General features: G+C 72.8%; 18 protein-coding genes. 9 read left to right on the top strand and 9 right to left on the bottom strand.

Annotation, left to right across the window (positions count from 1 at the left end; all coding sequences use genetic code 11):
* Positions 1 to 32 precede the first annotated feature (32 nt).
* On the bottom strand, positions 33 to 443 hold the full coding sequence (locus tag C2865_RS18775; protein ID WP_106399782.1) for a hypothetical protein: 411 nt from the start codon (positions 441 to 443) through the stop codon (positions 33 to 35).
* Positions 444 to 690: 247 nt separating this feature from the next.
* On the opposite strand from C2865_RS18775, the gene C2865_RS18770 reads away from it, so the two are divergent.
* On the top strand, positions 691 to 1,554 hold the full coding sequence (locus C2865_RS18770; protein ID WP_106399781.1) for a DUF4388 domain-containing protein: 864 nt from the start codon (positions 691 to 693) through the stop codon (positions 1,552 to 1,554).
* On the opposite strand, the gene C2865_RS18765 is transcribed toward C2865_RS18770, so the two are convergent.
* From C2865_RS18765 to C2865_RS18755, 3 genes are read right to left on the bottom strand one after another with little or no spacing between them, the layout of a single operon-like run.
* Positions 1,551 to 1,967: a roadblock/LC7 domain-containing protein gene (locus C2865_RS18765; RefSeq protein ID WP_106399780.1), complete on the bottom strand. Its 417-nt coding sequence runs from the start codon at positions 1,965 to 1,967 to the stop codon at positions 1,551 to 1,553. The genes C2865_RS18770 and C2865_RS18765 overlap by 4 nt on opposite strands.
* Complete coding sequence (locus tag C2865_RS18760) at positions 1,964 to 2,605, bottom strand: DUF4388 domain-containing protein (RefSeq protein ID WP_106399779.1); 642 nt, start codon at positions 2,603 to 2,605, stop codon at positions 1,964 to 1,966. Before C2865_RS18760 ends, C2865_RS18765 begins: the two co-directional genes overlap by 4 nt.
* A gap of 24 nt (positions 2,606 to 2,629) precedes the next feature.
* Positions 2,630 to 3,040 (bottom strand): hypothetical protein, encoded by a 411-nt coding sequence (locus C2865_RS18755; RefSeq protein ID WP_106399778.1) that lies wholly within the window; start codon positions 3,038 to 3,040, stop codon positions 2,630 to 2,632.
* A 224-nt stretch (positions 3,041 to 3,264) separates the two neighbouring features.
* Between C2865_RS18755 and C2865_RS18750 the strand changes: the two genes are divergently transcribed.
* On the top strand, positions 3,265 to 4,413 hold the full coding sequence (locus tag C2865_RS18750) for a Kelch repeat-containing protein (RefSeq protein WP_198653415.1): 1,149 nt from the start codon (positions 3,265 to 3,267) through the stop codon (positions 4,411 to 4,413).
* A 91-nt stretch (positions 4,414 to 4,504) separates the two neighbouring features.
* On the opposite strand, the gene C2865_RS18745 is transcribed toward C2865_RS18750, so the two are convergent.
* Both C2865_RS18745 and C2865_RS18740 read right to left on the bottom strand, forming a co-directional pair.
* Positions 4,505 to 5,146 (bottom strand): hypothetical protein, encoded by a 642-nt coding sequence (locus C2865_RS18745; RefSeq protein ID WP_106399776.1) that lies wholly within the window; start codon positions 5,144 to 5,146, stop codon positions 4,505 to 4,507.
* A gap of 50 nt (positions 5,147 to 5,196) precedes the next feature.
* The gene (locus C2865_RS18740) at positions 5,197 to 6,054 is read right to left on the bottom strand and encodes a class I SAM-dependent methyltransferase (protein WP_106399775.1); all 858 of its coding nucleotides are present in this window, start codon (positions 6,052 to 6,054) and stop codon (positions 5,197 to 5,199) included.
* A 142-nt stretch (positions 6,055 to 6,196) separates the two neighbouring features.
* Here C2865_RS18740 and C2865_RS18735 point away from each other — a divergent pair, with 142 nt between their 5' ends.
* Positions 6,197 to 7,000 carry a helix-turn-helix domain-containing protein gene (locus C2865_RS18735; RefSeq protein ID WP_106399774.1) on the top strand — a complete coding sequence of 268 codons (804 nt, stop codon included), beginning with the start codon at positions 6,197 to 6,199 and terminating at the stop codon, positions 6,998 to 7,000.
* Between the two features lie 88 nt (positions 7,001 to 7,088).
* Here the strand turns inward: C2865_RS18735 and C2865_RS18730 are convergent, their stop codons facing one another.
* The 3 genes from C2865_RS18730 to C2865_RS18720 all read right to left on the bottom strand — a co-directional run bounded on the left by C2865_RS18730 (position 7,089) and on the right by C2865_RS18720 (position 9,347).
* The gene (locus C2865_RS18730) at positions 7,089 to 7,442 is read right to left on the bottom strand and encodes a YciI family protein (protein WP_106399773.1); all 354 of its coding nucleotides are present in this window, start codon (positions 7,440 to 7,442) and stop codon (positions 7,089 to 7,091) included.
* Positions 7,443 to 7,470: 28 nt separating this feature from the next.
* Complete coding sequence (locus C2865_RS18725) at positions 7,471 to 7,971, bottom strand: hypothetical protein (protein WP_106399772.1); 501 nt, start codon at positions 7,969 to 7,971, stop codon at positions 7,471 to 7,473.
* A gap of 164 nt (positions 7,972 to 8,135) precedes the next feature.
* Entirely contained in the window at positions 8,136 to 9,347 is a 1,212-nt protein-coding gene (locus C2865_RS18720; protein ID WP_106399771.1) for an RNA-guided endonuclease InsQ/TnpB family protein, read from the bottom strand.
* Positions 9,348 to 9,687: 340 nt separating this feature from the next.
* On the opposite strand from C2865_RS18720, the gene C2865_RS18715 reads away from it, so the two are divergent.
* The 6 genes from C2865_RS18715 (at position 9,688) to C2865_RS18690 (ending at position 16,682) form a co-directional block, all read left to right on the top strand.
* Positions 9,688 to 10,833 (top strand): sensor histidine kinase, encoded by a 1,146-nt coding sequence (locus tag C2865_RS18715; protein ID WP_106399770.1) that lies wholly within the window; start codon positions 9,688 to 9,690, stop codon positions 10,831 to 10,833.
* A complete protein-coding gene (locus C2865_RS18710) occupies positions 10,830 to 11,483 on the top strand; it encodes a response regulator (RefSeq protein WP_106399769.1) in 654 nt (217 codons plus the stop codon). Before C2865_RS18715 ends, C2865_RS18710 begins: the two co-directional genes overlap by 4 nt.
* Positions 11,484 to 11,571: 88 nt before the next feature.
* Entirely contained in the window at positions 11,572 to 12,483 is a 912-nt protein-coding gene (locus tag C2865_RS18705; protein WP_106399768.1) for an ABC transporter ATP-binding protein, read from the top strand.
* Positions 12,480 to 13,499: an ABC transporter permease subunit gene (locus C2865_RS18700; protein WP_106399767.1), complete on the top strand. Its 1,020-nt coding sequence runs from the start codon at positions 12,480 to 12,482 to the stop codon at positions 13,497 to 13,499. The genes C2865_RS18705 and C2865_RS18700 overlap by 4 nt, the downstream gene beginning before the upstream one ends.
* Before the next feature lie 22 nt (positions 13,500 to 13,521).
* Positions 13,522 to 13,818: a hypothetical protein gene (locus C2865_RS39475; protein ID WP_157963797.1), complete on the top strand. Its 297-nt coding sequence runs from the start codon at positions 13,522 to 13,524 to the stop codon at positions 13,816 to 13,818.
* 83 nt (positions 13,819 to 13,901) lie between these two features.
* Positions 13,902 to 16,682, top strand: coding sequence for an ATP-binding protein (locus C2865_RS18690; protein WP_198653414.1), 2,781 nt, complete (start codon positions 13,902 to 13,904; stop codon positions 16,680 to 16,682).
* The last annotated feature ends 253 nt before the right edge of the window (positions 16,683 to 16,935 follow it).

Here is a 16,935-nt window from a genome sequence, read left to right as displayed (position 1 = left end):
CTCCCGCCGGGTCCGGCGGGAGCGGAGGGGCGTCAACTGCCTTCCAGCTCGCGCATGACGGCGCGGGCCTGGGCGAAGAGCATGCCGACGTTGACGTGGCGGGTGCAGATGATGGTGGCGACGATGTCGGGGTTGGTCTTGCTGCGCATGAAGAGGTGGACGAGGTTCTCGCTGTTGACGAGGATCTCGTTGAAGTAGCGGCGGTTGTCGCTGGTGCCGCGGTTCTGCTTCCAGAGCTCCTCGATCTGCAGGACGGTGCGGCCCTGGAAGAGGTCGGCGGTGGCCGCGGCGAGGATGTCGAGGATCTCGCGGGGGTGGTTGTCGACGGTGTCGACGGCCAGCAGCATGCCGGTGGAGATGTCGACGACGCCCGCGCCCACGTAGTCGGGGACGTTCTGGCGGAACGACTTCATGGCCGTGTTGACGACGTGCGTGAGATTCATCTGCCGCTTTCTTGGGACAAGCGCACTATTTCCGAGGAAAAATGGCACGCTGGATGGAGCGTACGGCACGCGGTCGATCGCGCTGGGTCGTGGCACGGCTCTTGCCCGGTCTGCCGTATACATGCCCAGCACGCCTTTGATGGCGTTACTACGACGGCGATACGCTGTGACTATAGTCAAATAGTGTGAATCTGGGGACTTAAGACCCTAGCGGAAAAGAACCTCGGAGGCGAAGGGCGGGTGGGAAGTGTCCGCGGTCATCGACGAGCTCGACGCCCTGGCACGTGACGGGGCGTCCGGGGCCCTGAAGGTCGAGGGGCGGCAGCAGGGCACCGTCTACCTGGACGGCGGACGCTTCGTCTTCGCCGAGTCGACGGGGGTCCCCGACCTCGCGTCCCGGCTGATAGGGGCGCGCCGGCTGTCCGCGGAGCGCTGGAACACACTGCGCACCGAGGGACGGCCCGGCGAGTTCGGCGCCCTCCTGGTGGCACGCGGTGTCATCGACGAGGAAGAGCTGGCGGACGTCCTCCGCTCGGCCTTTCTGGACGCCCTCACGGCGCTGGCGGCGGGCGGAGAGACCCCCGAGACGAAGTTCGCGCCGTTGCAGCGGCCGTGGATCAGCTCCGCGCTCGACCTGGAGATGGGTTTCCTCCGCCAAGAGGTCGTCCGCCGCGCAGGCCACGAGTTCCCCCTCGACGCGCGCCCCAAGCTCATCGACCTGAACAGCCCCTGGGGCATCGTCGAACGCGGTCAGTGGGCCGTCGCCTGCCGGATAGACGGCGTCACGACCCTGCGCGACCTGGCCTGGCGCAACGGATTCTCGTTGTACGAAACACTCGAGAACGTGCAGGGCCTCGTCCGGGCGGGCCTGTGCGCCTTGCCCGCGTCCGGGACGCCCGAGCCCGAAGCGCCCGTCATGGAACTCGCGGCGCCCGTCGCGGAGGATGAGGACTCACTCCTCCCCCGGCGCAGACCGGGCACCACCATCTGGGACAGGACGCCCGTCGAGACCGGCCTGACGAACGCCGCCCTGGAGGGCAACTCGATGTTCACGATCCCCGACAACGACCTCCTGAAGCGCCTCATCCAGGAACTCCAGCAGATGAACTAAAAGCCTTCGGGCGGCTGGATGAGGCGTCTGCTCTGTGCGGATCGTTCCAGGTGGTAGGCGATCCGCTTGGTGAGATCGCGGATCTGGTAGTGCAGCATCCCCACGTTCAGTTCGTTGGAGCCGAGGACGGCCACGACGGCCCTGTCTCCGGCCGCGAACACCGCGAGGTAGCCGTCGCTGCCGCGCGTCAGCGACTCGCTGAACCGGCCGCGGCCGGTCACCTGCGTGGCCTGGCGGGCCAGTCCGAGCGTGGTCGCGACGAGTGCGGCGATCCTCGTCGGCTCCAGATCGGGGATGTCGTTGGCCACCATGAAGCCGTCGCTGGTGGCGACCATGCTTCCGTGCACGCCCATCACCTGTTCGCGCAGTTCGCGCAGCTCCGCGTGAATCAGCTGCTCGGGGCTCGGCGTCATTCCGTCACCGCCCGCAGGAACGACAGCGTGTCGCGCTGCGGCACCGTTCCGGAGGCCGATGCGAGAAGCCGCAGGACGAGCAGCCGGAAGACCTCGACGGTGGTGCTGAAAACGCTGTGCCCGATCTCCCAGGCGAGTTCGCGGGGCGTCGCCTTGTCCCCCACTCGCACGAGCAGCGCCCACTGCAGCTCCGACACCTGTACACGAGGCACGTCGAGGGGCGCGTTGCGCGTCACCGTCGTGTCGGCCGTGACGTGGTCCGCCAGCTGGCTCAGGACTCCCTGCCGGCGCTCCACCTCGGTGAGCAGGTCTCCGTACGACATACCGCTCACCTCCCCCACATCGGGTTTCTCCGTCTCCCGGAACGGCTGGCGCAGCGCGGGACGCGGCCTGCCCGACAGCAGCTCCAGCGCGGCGTCGACCGTCGCCTCACGGACGGCGTACCCCCATCCGGGCGCGCCGGGCCGGACGAGCCCGCGGTCGGGCGCGGGGGTCCGCCGCGACTCGGCGTACACGATCCGGCCCTCGTCGAGGTAGATGGTCCCGCCGAAGTCCCCCGGAACCCGCAGCGCCCCGGTCTGTCCGGAGTCGGCGAGCCTGCCCAGCCGGGTGACGAGCGGTTCCCTGGCGAAGTACACGATGGCTCCTGTCCTTGCTCGGGTTCAGACGGTGCTGGGGCGGCGCTCCGGCGCGCCGCCCCGGACGAAGCTCACGTCGAGGTCGCGGAGCTGCCGCAGGGCCATGGCGAGGTTGGTCCCGGCACGGTCCAGCACGACCAGCAGCAGGAAGTTCAGTTTCGGCGCGGGGCTGAACCGCCGGATCAGGTGGTAGCGGCCCCGGAGGGTGATGATGACGTCCTCGAGGCCGCCCTCGGCCGCCAGCTCGCCGCTCATGAGGGAGACCACGTGCGCGACGTCCACCGCTCCGGCCGCGGCGACCTGGACGTTCGACTCGCCCTCGTCCTGGACCGACCCGAGCACCATGCCCGTGGCGGCGTCGACGAGGCAGCCCATGACGAGCCCCTCGATCTGCCGTACCCGCTCGAACAGGAGGTCGAGGGAGGAGTCGGGCATGAGCGGCGTCCTTTCCAGCAACACGGCAGGCCGGGATCGAGGGGAAGTCCGCGCTGTCACCCGGCGTCCGGGGCGAAGACCCGGTCTCATCGGTGCAGGTAAGCATACTCGTACTCCCTGAGATCCCCCGGGAAAGTACATATCTCTCGATGCTCGCATTTCAGATTATGTGCAACGCTCCCGAGCCCGCCGGACGTCCTGGAAGGGACGGAAAGGAACCCTCCATGCGACGGGCGAGACCCTTCATGCTGCTGCCGCTCCTCCTCGCGGCCTGTTCCGCTCCGCCTCCGGACCGGACCACGAAGACCCCCGCCGAACCCGTCCGCACGATCGAACGGGCCCCGATCCCCGCCCGTTCCTCGCACACCGCCGTCTGGACGGGCGAGGAGATGCTCGTCTGGGGCGGCCAGGGCGCACCGGACGACCCCCGCGACTCCTACGCGACGCTCCTGACGGACGGCGCCGCCTACGATCCCGACTCCGACACCTGGCGCGTGATGGCGAAGAGCCCCCTGAGCGGCCGGACCGGACAGAACGCCGTGTGGACGGGAAGCGTCCTGCTCATCTGGGGCGGCGACGCCCACCGCAAGAAACTCAAAGACGGAGCCGCCTACGACCCCGCCAAGAACACCTGGACGGCACTGCCCGACGCCCCAGACGCCCGTTCCGGAGCACAGACGGCCTGGACGGGCACCGAAGCCCTCTTCATCGGAGGCTCAGGGAGCTCACCTAAGGGCGGAGTCGGCTACAACCCCGCCACAGGTACCTGGCGCGCCCTTCCCGATCCTCCTTTTCGCTCCTACAACTGGTCTACGAGCGTCTGGACCGGTGAAGAGCTCCTGTTCTTCATCCAGACGTCCGCCTCCCATGGGGTACTGGGAGCCGCCTACGACCCCGCGCACGATGACTGGCGGAAGCTCCCGCCCGGCCCGGTCGCCGCAGGAGCCGCCTCCGGCCTGGTCTGGGCGGGCGACCGCGCCGTCTTCTTCTCACCTTCACCGGAGCGGCTGGGCGGAGACCGCACGAGCCCCTCGCCGCCCTTGGACCCGGGAGGTGCCTACCTGCCGAAGACCGACAGCTGGGAGCGGATCCCTCTCGCACCGCCCGGGACCCCCGGCCACGGTGAACCCCTGCCGACAGGCCGGGAGATCGTCCAGTGGGGAGGGACGGGTCCGGCGGCCGCCTACCGCCTCGACGAGTCCCGCTGGCGGACGATCCCCCTCCCGCAAACCCCCTGGCGCGAGTTCCCCTCCCTCGTCTGGACGGGCACCGAGATCATCGCCTGGGGCGGCGGCTCCTGCCCGCCCCTCGCCGACTGCTTCGCCCCACCTCCCGTGGAGGGCGGCGTCGCCCTGAACCCCGCCCTGACCTGACGGAACGCCGCCGGAGCCGGGAAGCGCGGCCGGGTGGATGCCGCGCACGCCCGTGGTTCCCGGCCTGGACCGGCGGGGCCGGGCGTTGCGGTCACGCCGGGAGCGGGACTCCCAGTTCCGCCGCGTGCGCCCTGCGGCAGTGCTTGGTGCAGTAGCCGTAGACGTCTCCCTCGTGCACCAGGGTGATCGCGGAGTCGTCGAGCTTGACGACCATGCTGCACACCGGGCAGTGCACCGTGTCCGGCTCCGGGCCCGGAACCGGGCCCTCGCCGCGCACGGACTCGCGCCACGAGCCCGTGAACAACCGCCCGATCGCCTCGGCGCCCATCGCCCTGCCGTCCAGCCCCAGGGCCCCTTCACGCACGCCGTGCACCTCGACCCACACCTGCGGCTCGGCGTCGAGGCCCAGCACCTCCCGGACGGTGCCGGCGACGATGCGGTCGTAGCGCTCGATGAGCTCCCCCGCGACCTGCTTGACCCAGGGAGCCGGGATCCGCGCCCGCACGACGTAGCGCCGGGGCCAGTCGACGCCGACCGCGCGGTCACCGGCGAGCCAGGTCAGCGGCTCGTGCACGACCACCTGCGTGTAGGCGCGCGAGTTCTCCTCGACGGACTCCGGGTGGTACTCGCCTCGGTCCACTCCGTCGTCCAGCTCCACCAGCCTCGTGGCCAGCAGCTCCCTGCCTTCGGCGCCCAGGACGCCTCGCGGGGCGAAGACCTCGATGAACAACATGCCTGTACTCCTTTCGCCGGCTCGTCCGCCGACGGCCGTCCCTCAGTGGCTCAGCCCCGGATCGCGGTCGCCACGAACCCCGATACGGGCTGGCGCACGCCACCCGCCGCCTCGTGGGGGGCGAGCGCCGCGCGTACCGCCTCGTGCGCACGGTGCTCGGTGTCCGCGTCGGCGTCGCGGAACCAATGGCGTACCGGCCCAAGACCGAAGACGAAGTCGGCGGCGTCCTTCGCGGTCCTGCCGAGCATCGCCGTGTAGCCGTGCGGCTCGACCGCCACCGACACGAATCCCGCACCGGTCAGCACGGTCGCGATATCACCGGGCGTCGCCATCGTGGTCAGGGCCCGGCTCTCGTCCTCGGTGGCCAGGACCGGCGGATCGGGCAGGTACTCGCCCATGATCCGGAAGATGTCGGGGAAGCCGGTGCCGACCCGGCCGCCCGTGCTGTCGGGCGTCGTGATCGCGAGGCGGCCTCCGGGACGCAGGGCCGAACCGATGTTGGCGAACGCGGCGAGGGGGTCGGCGAAGTACCAGATGCCGCCCCGGCTGATCACCACGTCGAACTCCCCCGCGGCGAACGGGTGCACCTGCGCGTCGCCCTGCTCGAAGGAGACGTTGGTGATCCCTTTTTCCGCGGCGACGGCGCGGGCGCACTCCAGCATGGGCGCCGACAGGTCGACGCCGAGCGCGCGGCCCCGCGGAGCCAGGACCGCCGCCCGGCGGGTCGTCAGTCCCGCACCGCAGCCGATGTCGAGCACCCGGTCGTCCTGCCCTATCCGGGCCGCCTCGAACAGCGGGCGGTTGGATCCGCCGACCATGGCCTCGTAGCGGTCCTGGTTCTCGGCCCAGTGCCGCCCTTCGTAGCCGTTCCAGGCCTCGTACTGGTGGACGTTGGCGATCGTCTTCATCAGGGCCGTCTCCCGTCAATCTCGATGCACGGCCGGCACCGGTGCGGCGCCGGCCGTGCATCGAGATTGACGGCAACGGTGCGGTCCGTCGATGACCCGGGAGGTCATTGCCGCACCGCCGCCGGTGCGGGAACGTTGCCGCATGACTGTCCCCACCGAACCGGTCGGAGCGCTGATACGGCGCTGGCGCGAGCACCGGCGGCGTTCGCAGCTGGACGTGTCGCTCGCCGCGGAGGTCTCCACCCGCCATCTGAGCTGTCTCGAGACCGGCCGTGCCAACCCCAGCCGGGAAATGATCGAGCGGTTGTGCGAGGAGCTGGACGTCCCCCTGCGAGAGCGCAACGCGCTCTACCTGGCGGCCGGATTCGCCCCCGTGCACTCCGAGCGCCCCTTCACCGGCCTGGGCGCCGCGGGCGACGTCGTGCGTTCCATCCTCACCGCTCAGGAACCCAGCCCGGCGCTCGCCGTGAACGTGTGCTGGGAACTCCTCGCGGCGAACCGCGCGATGTCGGCGTTCCTTCGTGACGTGCCGCCGGAGCTGACCAGGCCCCCGATCAACGTACTGCGCGTGACACTGCACCCCGACGGCCTGGCCCCGCGCATCCGCAACCTCGGCCAGTGGCGCCGCCACGTGCTGCGGCGGGTGCGCAGGCAGCTCGAACGCACCGTCGCACCCGGCCTGGCCGAACTGCTCGCCGAGCTGGAGGGCTATCCCGCCCTCGTGCCCGGCCCTGCCGAGGACGACACCGCCTCCGGCGACCTCGCCGTCCCCATGCGCGTGGCGACGGAGCACGGCGACCTCGCGCTGCTCTACACCACCACCGTGTTCGGATCGCCGCGCGACGTGACGCTGGACGAGATAGCGATCGAGACGTTCTACCCCGCGGACCCCACGACGGCCCGCCTGCTGCGCGCCATGCGGCAGGCACACGAGGACGGCGGCTGAGCGGCACCCGGAGCCGGGGCACGGCGAAGGACTCCGAGGTGATCGTCCGTGGTCCTTCCGCGCGGGACGGCGGCCGGATTCAGCCACGTCACATGCCGAAGATCTCCAGGATGTCGGCTTCGCCCTCCCAGCCGGGCCACAGGTCCCGGTAGAGGGCCAGGAAGCGTCCGGTCCACTCGACGGCCTCCGCCTTGTCCCGGACCTGGTAGATCCCGTAGCTGACCATCTCTCTGGACTCGGCGAAGGGGCCGTCGGCGACGGTGAGCTCTCCGCCGAAGAGGCCCACCCGCGCGCCGCCCATCGAGCCGGGCAGCAGACCTCCCGTGTCCAGGAGCACGCCCGCCTTGGTGGCCTCGTCGCTCAGCGACATGACCGCCTCCATCAGGTCCGGTGGCGGCACTTCGGTCGGTGAGGCGCTCTTGAAGGCGACGAGGTAGCGCATGTCCCTTCAGTTTAGAGGGCTGCGGAACCTAGAGGCTGGTGGGGCGGGTGGGGGCGAGGGCCAGTTCGCCCGCGTGGACGCGGGAGAGCATGGTGCGGGCGGCTTCGACGATGTGGGGGACGTTCGCCAGGAGTTCCTTCGCGGACGCCTCGTGTTCGGGGGTGCGGCAGGTCTCGGGGAGGCCGGTGAGGCGTTTCTCCAGCCAGGCGAAAGGGTCCTGGGTGAGGGAGCGGTCGAAGACGCGGGAGCCCGGTTCGCCGGCGTCCATCTCGGGGTGGTGGTGCATCCGGTCCTTGCTGCCGGGGCCTCGGGCGATGGACTCGAAGAAGTCCGCCCGCCACAAAGCCTCGTCGAGGACGAAGCGCTGCGCGGCGTAGATGGAGCCGCGCCACTCCTGCGGGGGCAGCAGGCGCAACTCCACGCGGACGCCGCGTTCGGGTCCGTCCTGCCCTGGCGCGGGGGTCGGGTCGATGAAGTAGAGGTCCTCGAGCGTCACGCCCAGCGTGCCGAAACAGAACGCCTGCAACATGACACGATGCTGCGCCCGGCCGTGCCCCCCGTCAAGGCCGCCCCGTGCCCGGATGGGGACGGGATCAGAGGGCGGGACGGGCGGTCCGCGTGAGGGTGGCGGTGATCTCGCGGACGGCGCGGAGGCCGGATTCGACGGCGCCGTCCATTTGACGTCCTCCCCTGCTACACCTGTGCGGGTGTGAGCTTGGAGTGGGTTCCTGCTTCGCCGCGCGGTGCCGGGACGAGTCCCGGTCTTACCTGCGCTCCACAGGCGTTGAGCCTGTCCACCCGTCCGGCGGCCAGGATGTTTCTCGCTGCGTTGACGTCCCGGTCGTGAACGGCACGGCAGGCCGGACACGTCCACTCGCGGATGTGCAGGGGCTTGGGACCGTCCTTGACCCCGCACGCGGAGCACACCTGGCTGGTGGGCTCGAACCGGCCGATCCTCGCGAAGTACCGCCCGTACCGGGCGGCCTTGTACTCCAGCATGTTCACGAACGCCGACCAACCGGCATCGTGCACGGACTTGGCCAGCCGGGTGCGGGCCAGGCCGCTCACGCACAGGTCTTCCACGTACACCGCTTGGTTGTCGCGGACGATACGGGTGGAGAGCTTGTGCGCGAAGTCCCGGCGGGCGTCGGCCACCTTCGCATGGAGTTTCGCGACGCGGACGCGGGCCTTGACCCGGTTCCTGCTGCCCTTGGCTTTGCGGGACAGGGCCTTCTGCGCCTTCTTCAGACGCCGTTCTGCCCGCCGCAGCACACGGGGGTTGCCGATCACGGTTCCGTCCGAGCAAACGGCGAAGGACGTCAGCCCCAGGTCGATCCCCACCTCCGGCTCCACTTCGGGCAGGGGCGTGTCGGTGGTCTGGACGACGAACGAGGCGTAGTACCGGCCGCAGGCGTCCTTGACGACGGTGACCGATGAAGGCTCGGAAGGCAGGTCCCGTGACCAGCGGACCTCGATGTCGCCGATCTTCGGGAGCCGGAGCCTGCCGTTGTCCAGCAGCGCGAACCGGGCGTTCTTGGTGAACCGGATCGTCTGCCGGTTGTCCTTGCGGGACCGGTACCGGGGCGGGGCGACCTTGCGGCCCTTGCGGCGGCCGGACAGGGAGGCGAAGAAGTTCCGGTAGGCGGTGTTCAGGTCGGCCAAAGCCTGCTGGAGGACGACGGCGGAGACCTCACCCAGCCATGCCCGCTCCTCGGTGCGTTTGGCCGCGGTAATAACCCGCTTGGACAACTCCACGTCTGAGATATACGACTGCCCGGCCGCGTGCGCGTCCTGTCGTGCGCGCAGTCCGTCGTTGAACACCACCCGCGCGCACCCGAACGCCCTGGCCAGCGCTTGCTGCTGGCCGAGCGTCGGGTAGAGGCGGAAGCTGTACCGGAGCCGCACACCCGAACATTACCGTCTGTTTACAGGCGACCGCGTTAAGGCACGATGGCAGGCAGACGCTGCGCTCTCGCGCTCCACGCGCCCCGCCCCGCCCCGCCCCGCCCCGCCCCGACGACCACGACGTCCACCGACCCGCCCATCGTCCAGCCCCCTCCGCGACCGCGCCTCACGTGTCCGTTCAACCGTAGAACGTCCCCGTCACACGGCCGGGTAGACGTGGAAGGGCCCGGCTTTACCCGGACGCGCCGAAGCGCCGCCCGCGGACCGCCTCACCGGGTGAAGTGCACGACCGTACTTTCGGCCGGTTCCCATCGGGCGCCTCCTGCCTAGCCTGATCAGCATGGACACTGCTGATCGTCCGGCGCGGCCGGGCAGGATACTGATCGACGTCTGCCTGGGTCTGGTCTTCGCGGCGGGACTCGTCTTCACCGCCTCGGCGATCTCCGCCAGCTGGGGCGGTTCCGCCTGGGTCCTCGACGCCGTCGCGGGGACGGCCGTCGCGGTGCTCGCGCTGGTGCGCGAACGGAACAGGCTCGTGACGGCGGCCGCGGGGCTCGCCGTCGCCGCCGTCGCGATCGCGGTCTCCGCGGCGGCGGACCTGCCGCGCGAGCCCGGGCCCGTCGCCTCGCTCGCCCTGGCCGTGCTCACCGTGTCCGCGGTCCGAAGGCTCCCGCCGTGGCAGGTCTGCGCGGTGGCCGCCGCGGGGGCGGCCGTCGTGGCGGCGGGCCAGCTCGCCGCCCGTCCCGCTTCGACCGCGGTGGCCGGTGTGGCGGTGTTCTTCGCCGTCACGTGGCTCGGCGCCGTCGTGGTCGGTGCGGTGCTGCGGGCCCTGGACGCCCGCGCCCGCTCCACGGCCGAGAGGGTGCGCAGGGCCGAGCGGCTCGACCTCGCCCGGGAGCTGCACGACGTCGTCGCCCACCACATCACCGGGATGCTCGTGCAGGCGCAGGCCGCCCAGGTCGTCGCCCGGCGCACGCCGGAGAAGGTGCCGCAGACCCTCGCCGGGATCGAGGCGGCGGGAGCCGACGCGCTGGCGGCGATGCGCCGGGCCGTCGGGCTGCTGCGCGACACCGCCGACGCCGCGCCGTCCTCGCCGGGGCCCGAGCGGCTCGAAGAGCTGGTCGAGCGGTTCGCGAGGCAGGGGACACCGGTGGAGCTGACCCTGCCGGACGACGCCTCCTGGCCGCCCGAGGTCGCCACCACCCTGTACCGGATCGTCCAGGAGGCGTTGACCAACGTCGCGCGGCACGCCCCGCAGGCGCGGTCGGTGGCCGTGGCCGTCGGCAGGGACGAGCGGTCGGTCGCCGTCGAGGTCGTCGACGACGCGCCGCCGCCCGCACGGCCGCACGGCCGGGGCGGGTACGGTCTGGTCGGGATGCGCGAACGCGTCGAGATGCTCGGCGGCACCCTGGCCGCGGGCCCCGGGCCCGGCGGCGGCTGGTCGGTCGCGGCCGTCCTGCCCCTGGCGCCGAAGGAGCCCCGATGACGATCAAGGTGCTGGTCGCCGACGACCAGGCGATGATCCGCGGCGGCCTGCGGCTCATCCTGGAGGACCAGCCCGACATCACCGTGGTCGCCGAGGCCGCGGACGGCGTCGAGGCGGTCGAGCTGGCCCGGCGGCTGCGTCCCGACGTCTGCCTGGTCGACATCCGGATGCCCCGCCTGGACGGCCTCGACGTCACCAGGGCGCTGGCCGGGCCGGACGTGGCCGACCCGCTCCGCGTCATCGTGGTCACCACCTTCGACCTCGACGAGTACGTGTACGGGGCGCTGCGCGGCGGCGCGGTCGGCTTCCTCCTCAAGGGCGCGGGCCCGGCCCTGCTCGTCGAGGCCGTCCGGGCCGCGCACGGCGGGGAGGCGCTGATCTCGCCGTCGGTCACGCTCCGCCTGCTGCACCGCCTGACCGCCGCCCGCGCCCCGCGCGGGCCGGTGCGGTCGCCCCTGTCGGAACGCGAGCTCGAGGTCGTCCGCGAGCTCGCCCGCGGCCGCACCAACCAGGAGATCGCGGCCGAGCTGTTCATCTCCCTGAGCACGGTCAAGAGCCACCTGTCGGGGATCCAGGCCAAGCTCGGCCTCCGCAACCGCGTGGAGATCGCCGCCTGGGCCTGGGAGCACCGCGTCGTCGAGGGCGCTTAGCCGAACCGGCCGAAAGTACGGCTGCGAAAGCGGCGAACCGTGCTTTGGGCCGACGCCCGGAGAGGGCCTCGAACACGACGATCAACGTATGTCCCGAGAATCCTCTCCCGTCCTGCAGGCCGAGCGCCTGACCAAACGCTACGGCCGGCGCACGGCCCTCGACGAGGTTGACCTCTCCGTCCCGCGGGGCCGCGTGATCGGCCTCGTCGGGCCGAACGGAGCCGGCAAGTCCACCCTGCTGCAGCTGGCCTGCGGGCTGCTCGAACCGTCGGCGGGCTCGTTGCGGGTGCTGGGCTCCCGGCCCGCGGCCGACTCGGCGCACCTGGCGCGGGTGGGCTTCGTGGCCCAGGACACCCCGGTGTACGCCTCCTACAGCGTCGCCGACCACCTCCGCATGGGCGAGCGGCTCAACCCGTCGTGGGACCGGGAGCTGGCCGAGCGCCGGATCCGGCGGGCCGGTCTCGACCCGGCGCAGAGGGCCGGGGGCCTGTCCGGCGGCCAGCGGGCGCAGCTGGCGCTGACGGTCGCCGCCGCCAAGCGCCCCGAGCTGCTCATCTTCGACGAGCCCGCCGCGGCGCTGGACCCGCTGGCGCGGCGGGGCTTCCTGCGCGACCTCCTGGAGTCCGTCGGCGAGCTGGGCGCCGGCGCGGTCCTGTCCTCCCACCTGCTGGGCGACATCGAGCAGGCCTGCGACCACCTGGTCGTGCTGTGCGCGTCCCGGGTCCAGGTCGCGGGCGACGTCCGGGACCTGCTGGCCGTCCACCACCGCCTGACCGCACCGCGCGACCGGCTGGCCGCCCCGCCGGACGGGGTCGAGGTGATCCGGATCGAGCACGACGGCCCGCACGCGCGCGCCGTGGTCCGCTCCGGCGCCGACCTCCGCGGCCTTCCCGGGGCGGTCGAGCCGGTCACGCTCGAAGAACTCGTCCTCGCCTACATGACCAGGGCGGCCGAGGACCCGGCACGGCCCGCGACCTCCCGACAGGAGACCGTCCGATGATCTGGCACAGCTGGCGCCAGTTCCGCCTCCAGGCCTTCGTGGCCCTCGGCGTGCTCGCCGTGGCCTGCGGCTACCTGCTGAAACTGGGCCTCGACATCCGCGACGCCCACGACGCCGCGCTGGCCCGCTGCGGGGGCGAGGACTGCGCACGGGCGCTGAACGAGTTCCAGAACCGCTACCGGGACACCCTGCTGTTCCTGGCCGCGGGCCTCGGCCTCGTCCTGGCCCTGATCGGTACTTTCTGGGGCGCTCCGCTCGTCGCGCGGGAACTCGAGAACGGCACCCACCGCATGGTCTGGAACCAGAGCGTGACCCGCCGCCGCTGGCTCGCCGTCAAGCTGCTGGTCACCGGCCTCGCGGCCGCGGTGGCGGCGGGCGCGGTCAGCGCCCTGCTGACCTGGGCGGCGAGCCCGGTCGACGAGGTCTCCGGCGACCGGTTCGACACCCTCCTCTTCGGCTCGCGCCACATCGTCCCGGTCTCCCACGCCCTCCTGGCGGTCGTGCTCGGCACCGTCGTCGGCCTGCTGGTCCGCCGCACCCTGCCCGCCATGGCGATCACCCTGGTCGCGTTCGTCGCCTTCCAGTTCCTCGTCCCGAACGTGATCCGCCCGCACCTCCTGCCCGCCGAGACGACGACCCTGGCGATGACCGCCGACGCCATCAACCGGGCGCGGAGCCTGGGCGACATCAGCGGCGCACCCGTGGTCGGCGGCATCACCCTCCCCCAGGCCCCCGACGCCTGGATCAGCGGCACCAGCCCCCTGCTCACCCCTGACGGCAGGCCCCTCAGCGAGGCGAGGTTCAACGGCTGCCTCGACGACCCTGCCCGCACCGGCGCCCCGGGCACCTTCGGCGACACCGCCGTCTGCCTGGGCGGGCTCGACCTCCACCTGGCCGTCTCCTACCAGCCCGCCTCCCGCTACTGGTCCTTCCAGGGCCTGGAGACCGCCTTCTACCTCGCCGTGACCGCCCTGCTCGCCGCCTTCGGCCTCTGGCGCATCCGCCGCCTGACCTGACCGCCGCGCGGAAGGACCCCCGTTGCGGGACCGCCGCGCGAAAGACCACCCCCGGGAGGACCGCCGCCGGAGGCCACCGCACGAAAGACCGCCGCGTGGAAAGACCACCGCCGGAGCCGCTCCGCAGGAGGAGCGCCCGCCGCAGGAGGAGCGCCCGCCGCAGGAGGAGCGCCCGCCGCAGGAGGAGCGCCCGCCGCAGGAGGAGCGCCCGCCGCAGGAGGAGCGCCCGCCGCAGGAGGAGCGCCCGCCGCAGGAGGAGCGCCCGCCGCAGGGGCCGTTGTGCAACGGCCCCTGCGGCGGCGCGGACAAAAGCCTGTAAGGGGATATGTCCGTGTACTGGTCCGCATGGCGTCGGGCTGGCATCCTTGCCGGGCAGGGCGAAGAAGGCGGAGGCTGACCGTGGTGAGCATCGGCGTGCTCGGGCCGATGGCGGCGACAGTGGGCGGCGGGCGGGCGGCGCTGGGGGGCCTGCGCCAGCGCGCGGTGCTGGCGGTGCTGGTGGCGGCGCGGGGCCGTGCCGTCTCCGAAGATGTGATCCTGGCGGGCGTGTGGGGCCAGGACGCTCCGGCGGCGGGGACGCTCCGCTCCTACGTCTCGGTGCTGCGGCGCGTCCTGGAGCCGGGGCGCGCGGCGAACGGCCCGGCGCGGCTGATCGTCCGGGAGGCCGACGGGTACCGCCTGCGGACGGACGCCGTCGAGATCGACGCGGAGGTCTTCGGCGAGCTGGCCGGGCGGGGCGAGGGGCTGCTGCGGGACGGGCGGGCCGCCGAGGCGCTGCCGGTGCTGGAGGAGGCGCTGGCGTTGTGGCGGGGCGAGCCGTACGGAGAGTTCGGCGGGATGTTCTTCGCCGCGCCGGAGCAGGCGCGGCTGGGCGGGTTGCGGCTCGCCGCGGCCGAGCACCTCTTCGAGGCGAGGCTGGCGCTCGGCGGGCATGCCGCCCTCGTCGGCGACCTGGAGAAGCACACCCTGCAGCACCCGCTCAGCGAGCGCGGCTGGGAGCTGCTGGCCACCGCCCTGTACCGCGGCGGCCGCCAGGGCGACGCGCTGGCGGCGCTGCGCAAGGCGCGGCGGGTGCTCGCCGAGGAGCTGGGCATCGATCCGGGGCCGGGCCTGCGCCGGCTGGAGGCGTCGGTCTTCGCCCAGGAGGAGCACGTCGGCGGCGCCCCCGCCGAGCAGGCCGCCGAGGTCCGCGCGGGCGGGCGGAGCAGGAACCTGCCGCACGCCCTGACCGGTCTCGTCGGCCGGACGGCCGAGCCCGCGGAGGTCGAGGCGCTGCTGGCCGCGCACCGGCTCGTCACGCTGACGGGGCCCGGCGGGATCGGCAAGACCACGCTGGCGCTGGAGACGGCGCGGGCCCGCCCGGACGCCGACGGGCCGTGGCTGGTGGAGCTGGCCGAGCTGGAGGACCCGGCGCTGCTGGCCGCCACGCTCGCCGGGGCGCTGGGGATCGCCGGGGCGACGACGGCCGAGCGGCTCGGCGACGTGCTGGGCGACCGGGAGGTCCTGCTCGTCCTGGACAACTGCGAGCACCTCGTGGACGTGGTGCGCGGCGCCGTCCGGACGCTGCTGGCCCGCGCGGGCGGGCTGCGGGTCCTGGCCACCAGCCGGGAGTCGCTGAACCTGCCGGGCGAGGCGGTGTACGAGGTGCGCCCGCTGCCCGTCGAGCAGGGCCTCGAGCTCTTCCTCTCCCGCGCCGCCGCGGCCCTCCCCGGCTGGACGCCCGACGCCGGGGAGGCAGAGGCCGTCCGCGGCCTCTGCCGGGAGCTGGACGGCCTGCCGCTGGCGATCGAACTGGCCGCCGCGCAGTGCCGGATGTTGTCGGTCGAGCAGATCGCCGCGGGCCTGGACGACAGGTTCGCGGTGCTGCGGGACGGCCCCGGGCCCGACCGGCACCAGACGTTGCGGCGCACCGTGCAGTGGAGCCACGACCTGCTCTCCCCCGCCGAGCGGGACGTCCTGCACCGGCTGGGCGTCTTCGCGTCCGGCTTCGACCTGGACGCGGCGGTGGCGGTGTGCGGGCGGCCGGTGTTCGCCGAGCTGAGCGCGCTGGTCCGCAAGTCGCTGGTGAGCGTGGAGGCCGGGACGTCCCCGCGCCGCTACCGGCTGCTGGAGACGATCAAGGAGTTCACCCGCGCCCACGTCGGCCCGGACGCGCAGGCCGCGCACCGCGCCTGGGTGCTGGCCGAGGCCGAGGCCGCCGCGCCGCTGCTGCGCGGCCCCCGCTCGGCGGCGACCGTCCGCAGGCTGACCGCGCAGCAGCCCGAGCACCGGGTGGCGCTGACCTCCTCGCTGCTGCTGGGCGACGGTGAGTACACGCTGCGGCTGGCGGGGCTGCTGGCCTGGTACTGGTACGGGCAGGGCATCGTCGCCGAGGGGCTCGGCTGGATCAGCGCGGCGATCGAGCTCAGCCCCGCCGCGGGCCCGGAGCTGACCGCGCCCGCGCTCCTGGCCAAGTGCCGCCTGCTGTACCTGGCGGGGGACTTCCCGACGGCCAGGGACTCCGCCGGGGACGCCGTCCAGGCGGCGCGGGAGCTCGGCGACGCCGAGACCGAGGCGCAGGCGGTGCTGCACCGCGCGCTGTTCGGCGCCCTGTGCGGCGAGGCGAACTTCCTGGAGCTGGCCCGCGCGGGCCTGGACCAGGCGCGTTCGCTCGGCATGGCCTGGCTGGAGTGCGAGGCCCTCATGATCACCGGGATGCTGCTGCGGTTCGCCGGCCTGATCGACGAGGCGCGCCGCACCCTCGCCGAGTCCGCGGCGATCGCCGAGCGCTGCGGCTACGTCTTCATCCTCTCCTCGTCCCTGTGGCTGGTCATGAAGATCGATCTGGACCTCGGCGCGTACGACCGCGCCCTGGCGGGCGGCCTGGACATGCTGCTGCGCCTGGACGGGAACGGCGACGTCACCTCCTGGGTCGTCGCCGTGCACAGCCTCGCCGCGGCCCTGGCCCGCACCGGCAGCCCCGCCGAGGGCGCCATGCTCCTGGGCGCCGCCGCCCACCACGGCTCCCTGGTCGGCTTCTCCCCCGTCGAGATGGACCCCCTCGACGCCCCCCGCCAGGCCCGGCTCGTGCGCGACGCCCTGCCCCCCGAGGTCTTCGACACCTGGTTCGCCAAGGGCTGCTCCCTCACCCGCCCCCAGATCCGCGCCCTCGTCGAGTCCTGGCAGCGCACCCGCGCGACCTGACCTCGAAGGAGACGAAAGCGCCCCGCCCGGGGTCCGCGGGCGGGGCGCGGCGAGACCGGTCAAGCTTCGATCGGAGTGCGGGCGGCCGCCCAGGCGCCGCAGAGCCCTCGAAGGAGACAAGAGCGTCCCGCCCGGGGCCTCCGAGCGGGACGCAGCGGAGCGGGACAGGCCTCCGCCAGGGTCCGGGCAGCCACCCAAGCGCCGTAGCCGCCGAAGAAGACGAAAGCACCCCGCCCGGAAGCTCCGGGCGGGG

The sequence above is a fragment of the Actinocorallia populi genome, from assembly GCF_002995495.1.
In the GTDB taxonomy this organism is placed as follows: Bacteria; Actinomycetota; Actinomycetes; order Streptosporangiales; family Streptosporangiaceae; genus Actinocorallia; species Actinocorallia populi.
The sequence above is the reverse complement of the archived record's forward strand: the minus strand, read 5'-3'. Positions and strand labels throughout refer to the sequence as shown.

Excerpts from the sequence above, each read along its gene's own strand:
- C2865_RS18775 (WP_106399782.1), bottom strand. The coding sequence starts at position 443 with ATGAATCTCACGCACGTCGTCAACACGGCCATGAAGTCGTTCCGCCAG.
- C2865_RS18765 (WP_106399780.1), bottom strand. The coding sequence starts at position 1,967 with ATGACGCCGAGCCCCGAGCAGCTGATTCACGCGGAGCTGCGCGAACTG.
- C2865_RS18755 (WP_106399778.1), bottom strand. The coding sequence starts at position 3,040 with ATGCCCGACTCCTCCCTCGACCTCCTGTTCGAGCGGGTACGGCAGATC.
- C2865_RS18750 (WP_198653415.1), top strand. The coding sequence starts at position 3,265 with ATGCGACGGGCGAGACCCTTCATGCTGCTGCCGCTCCTCCTCGCGGCC.
- C2865_RS18745 (WP_106399776.1), bottom strand. The coding sequence starts at position 5,146 with ATGTTGTTCATCGAGGTCTTCGCCCCGCGAGGCGTCCTGGGCGCCGAA.
- C2865_RS18740 (WP_106399775.1), bottom strand. The coding sequence starts at position 6,054 with ATGAAGACGATCGCCAACGTCCACCAGTACGAGGCCTGGAACGGCTAC.
- C2865_RS18735 (WP_106399774.1), top strand. The coding sequence starts at position 6,197 with ATGACTGTCCCCACCGAACCGGTCGGAGCGCTGATACGGCGCTGGCGC.
- C2865_RS18730 (WP_106399773.1), bottom strand. The coding sequence starts at position 7,442 with ATGCGCTACCTCGTCGCCTTCAAGAGCGCCTCACCGACCGAAGTGCCG.
- C2865_RS18725 (WP_106399772.1), bottom strand. The coding sequence starts at position 7,971 with ATGTTGCAGGCGTTCTGTTTCGGCACGCTGGGCGTGACGCTCGAGGAC.
- C2865_RS18715 (WP_106399770.1), top strand. The coding sequence starts at position 9,688 with ATGGACACTGCTGATCGTCCGGCGCGGCCGGGCAGGATACTGATCGAC.
- C2865_RS18710 (WP_106399769.1), top strand. The coding sequence starts at position 10,830 with ATGACGATCAAGGTGCTGGTCGCCGACGACCAGGCGATGATCCGCGGC.
- C2865_RS18705 (WP_106399768.1), top strand. The coding sequence starts at position 11,572 with ATGTCCCGAGAATCCTCTCCCGTCCTGCAGGCCGAGCGCCTGACCAAA.
- C2865_RS18700 (WP_106399767.1), top strand. The coding sequence starts at position 12,480 with ATGATCTGGCACAGCTGGCGCCAGTTCCGCCTCCAGGCCTTCGTGGCC.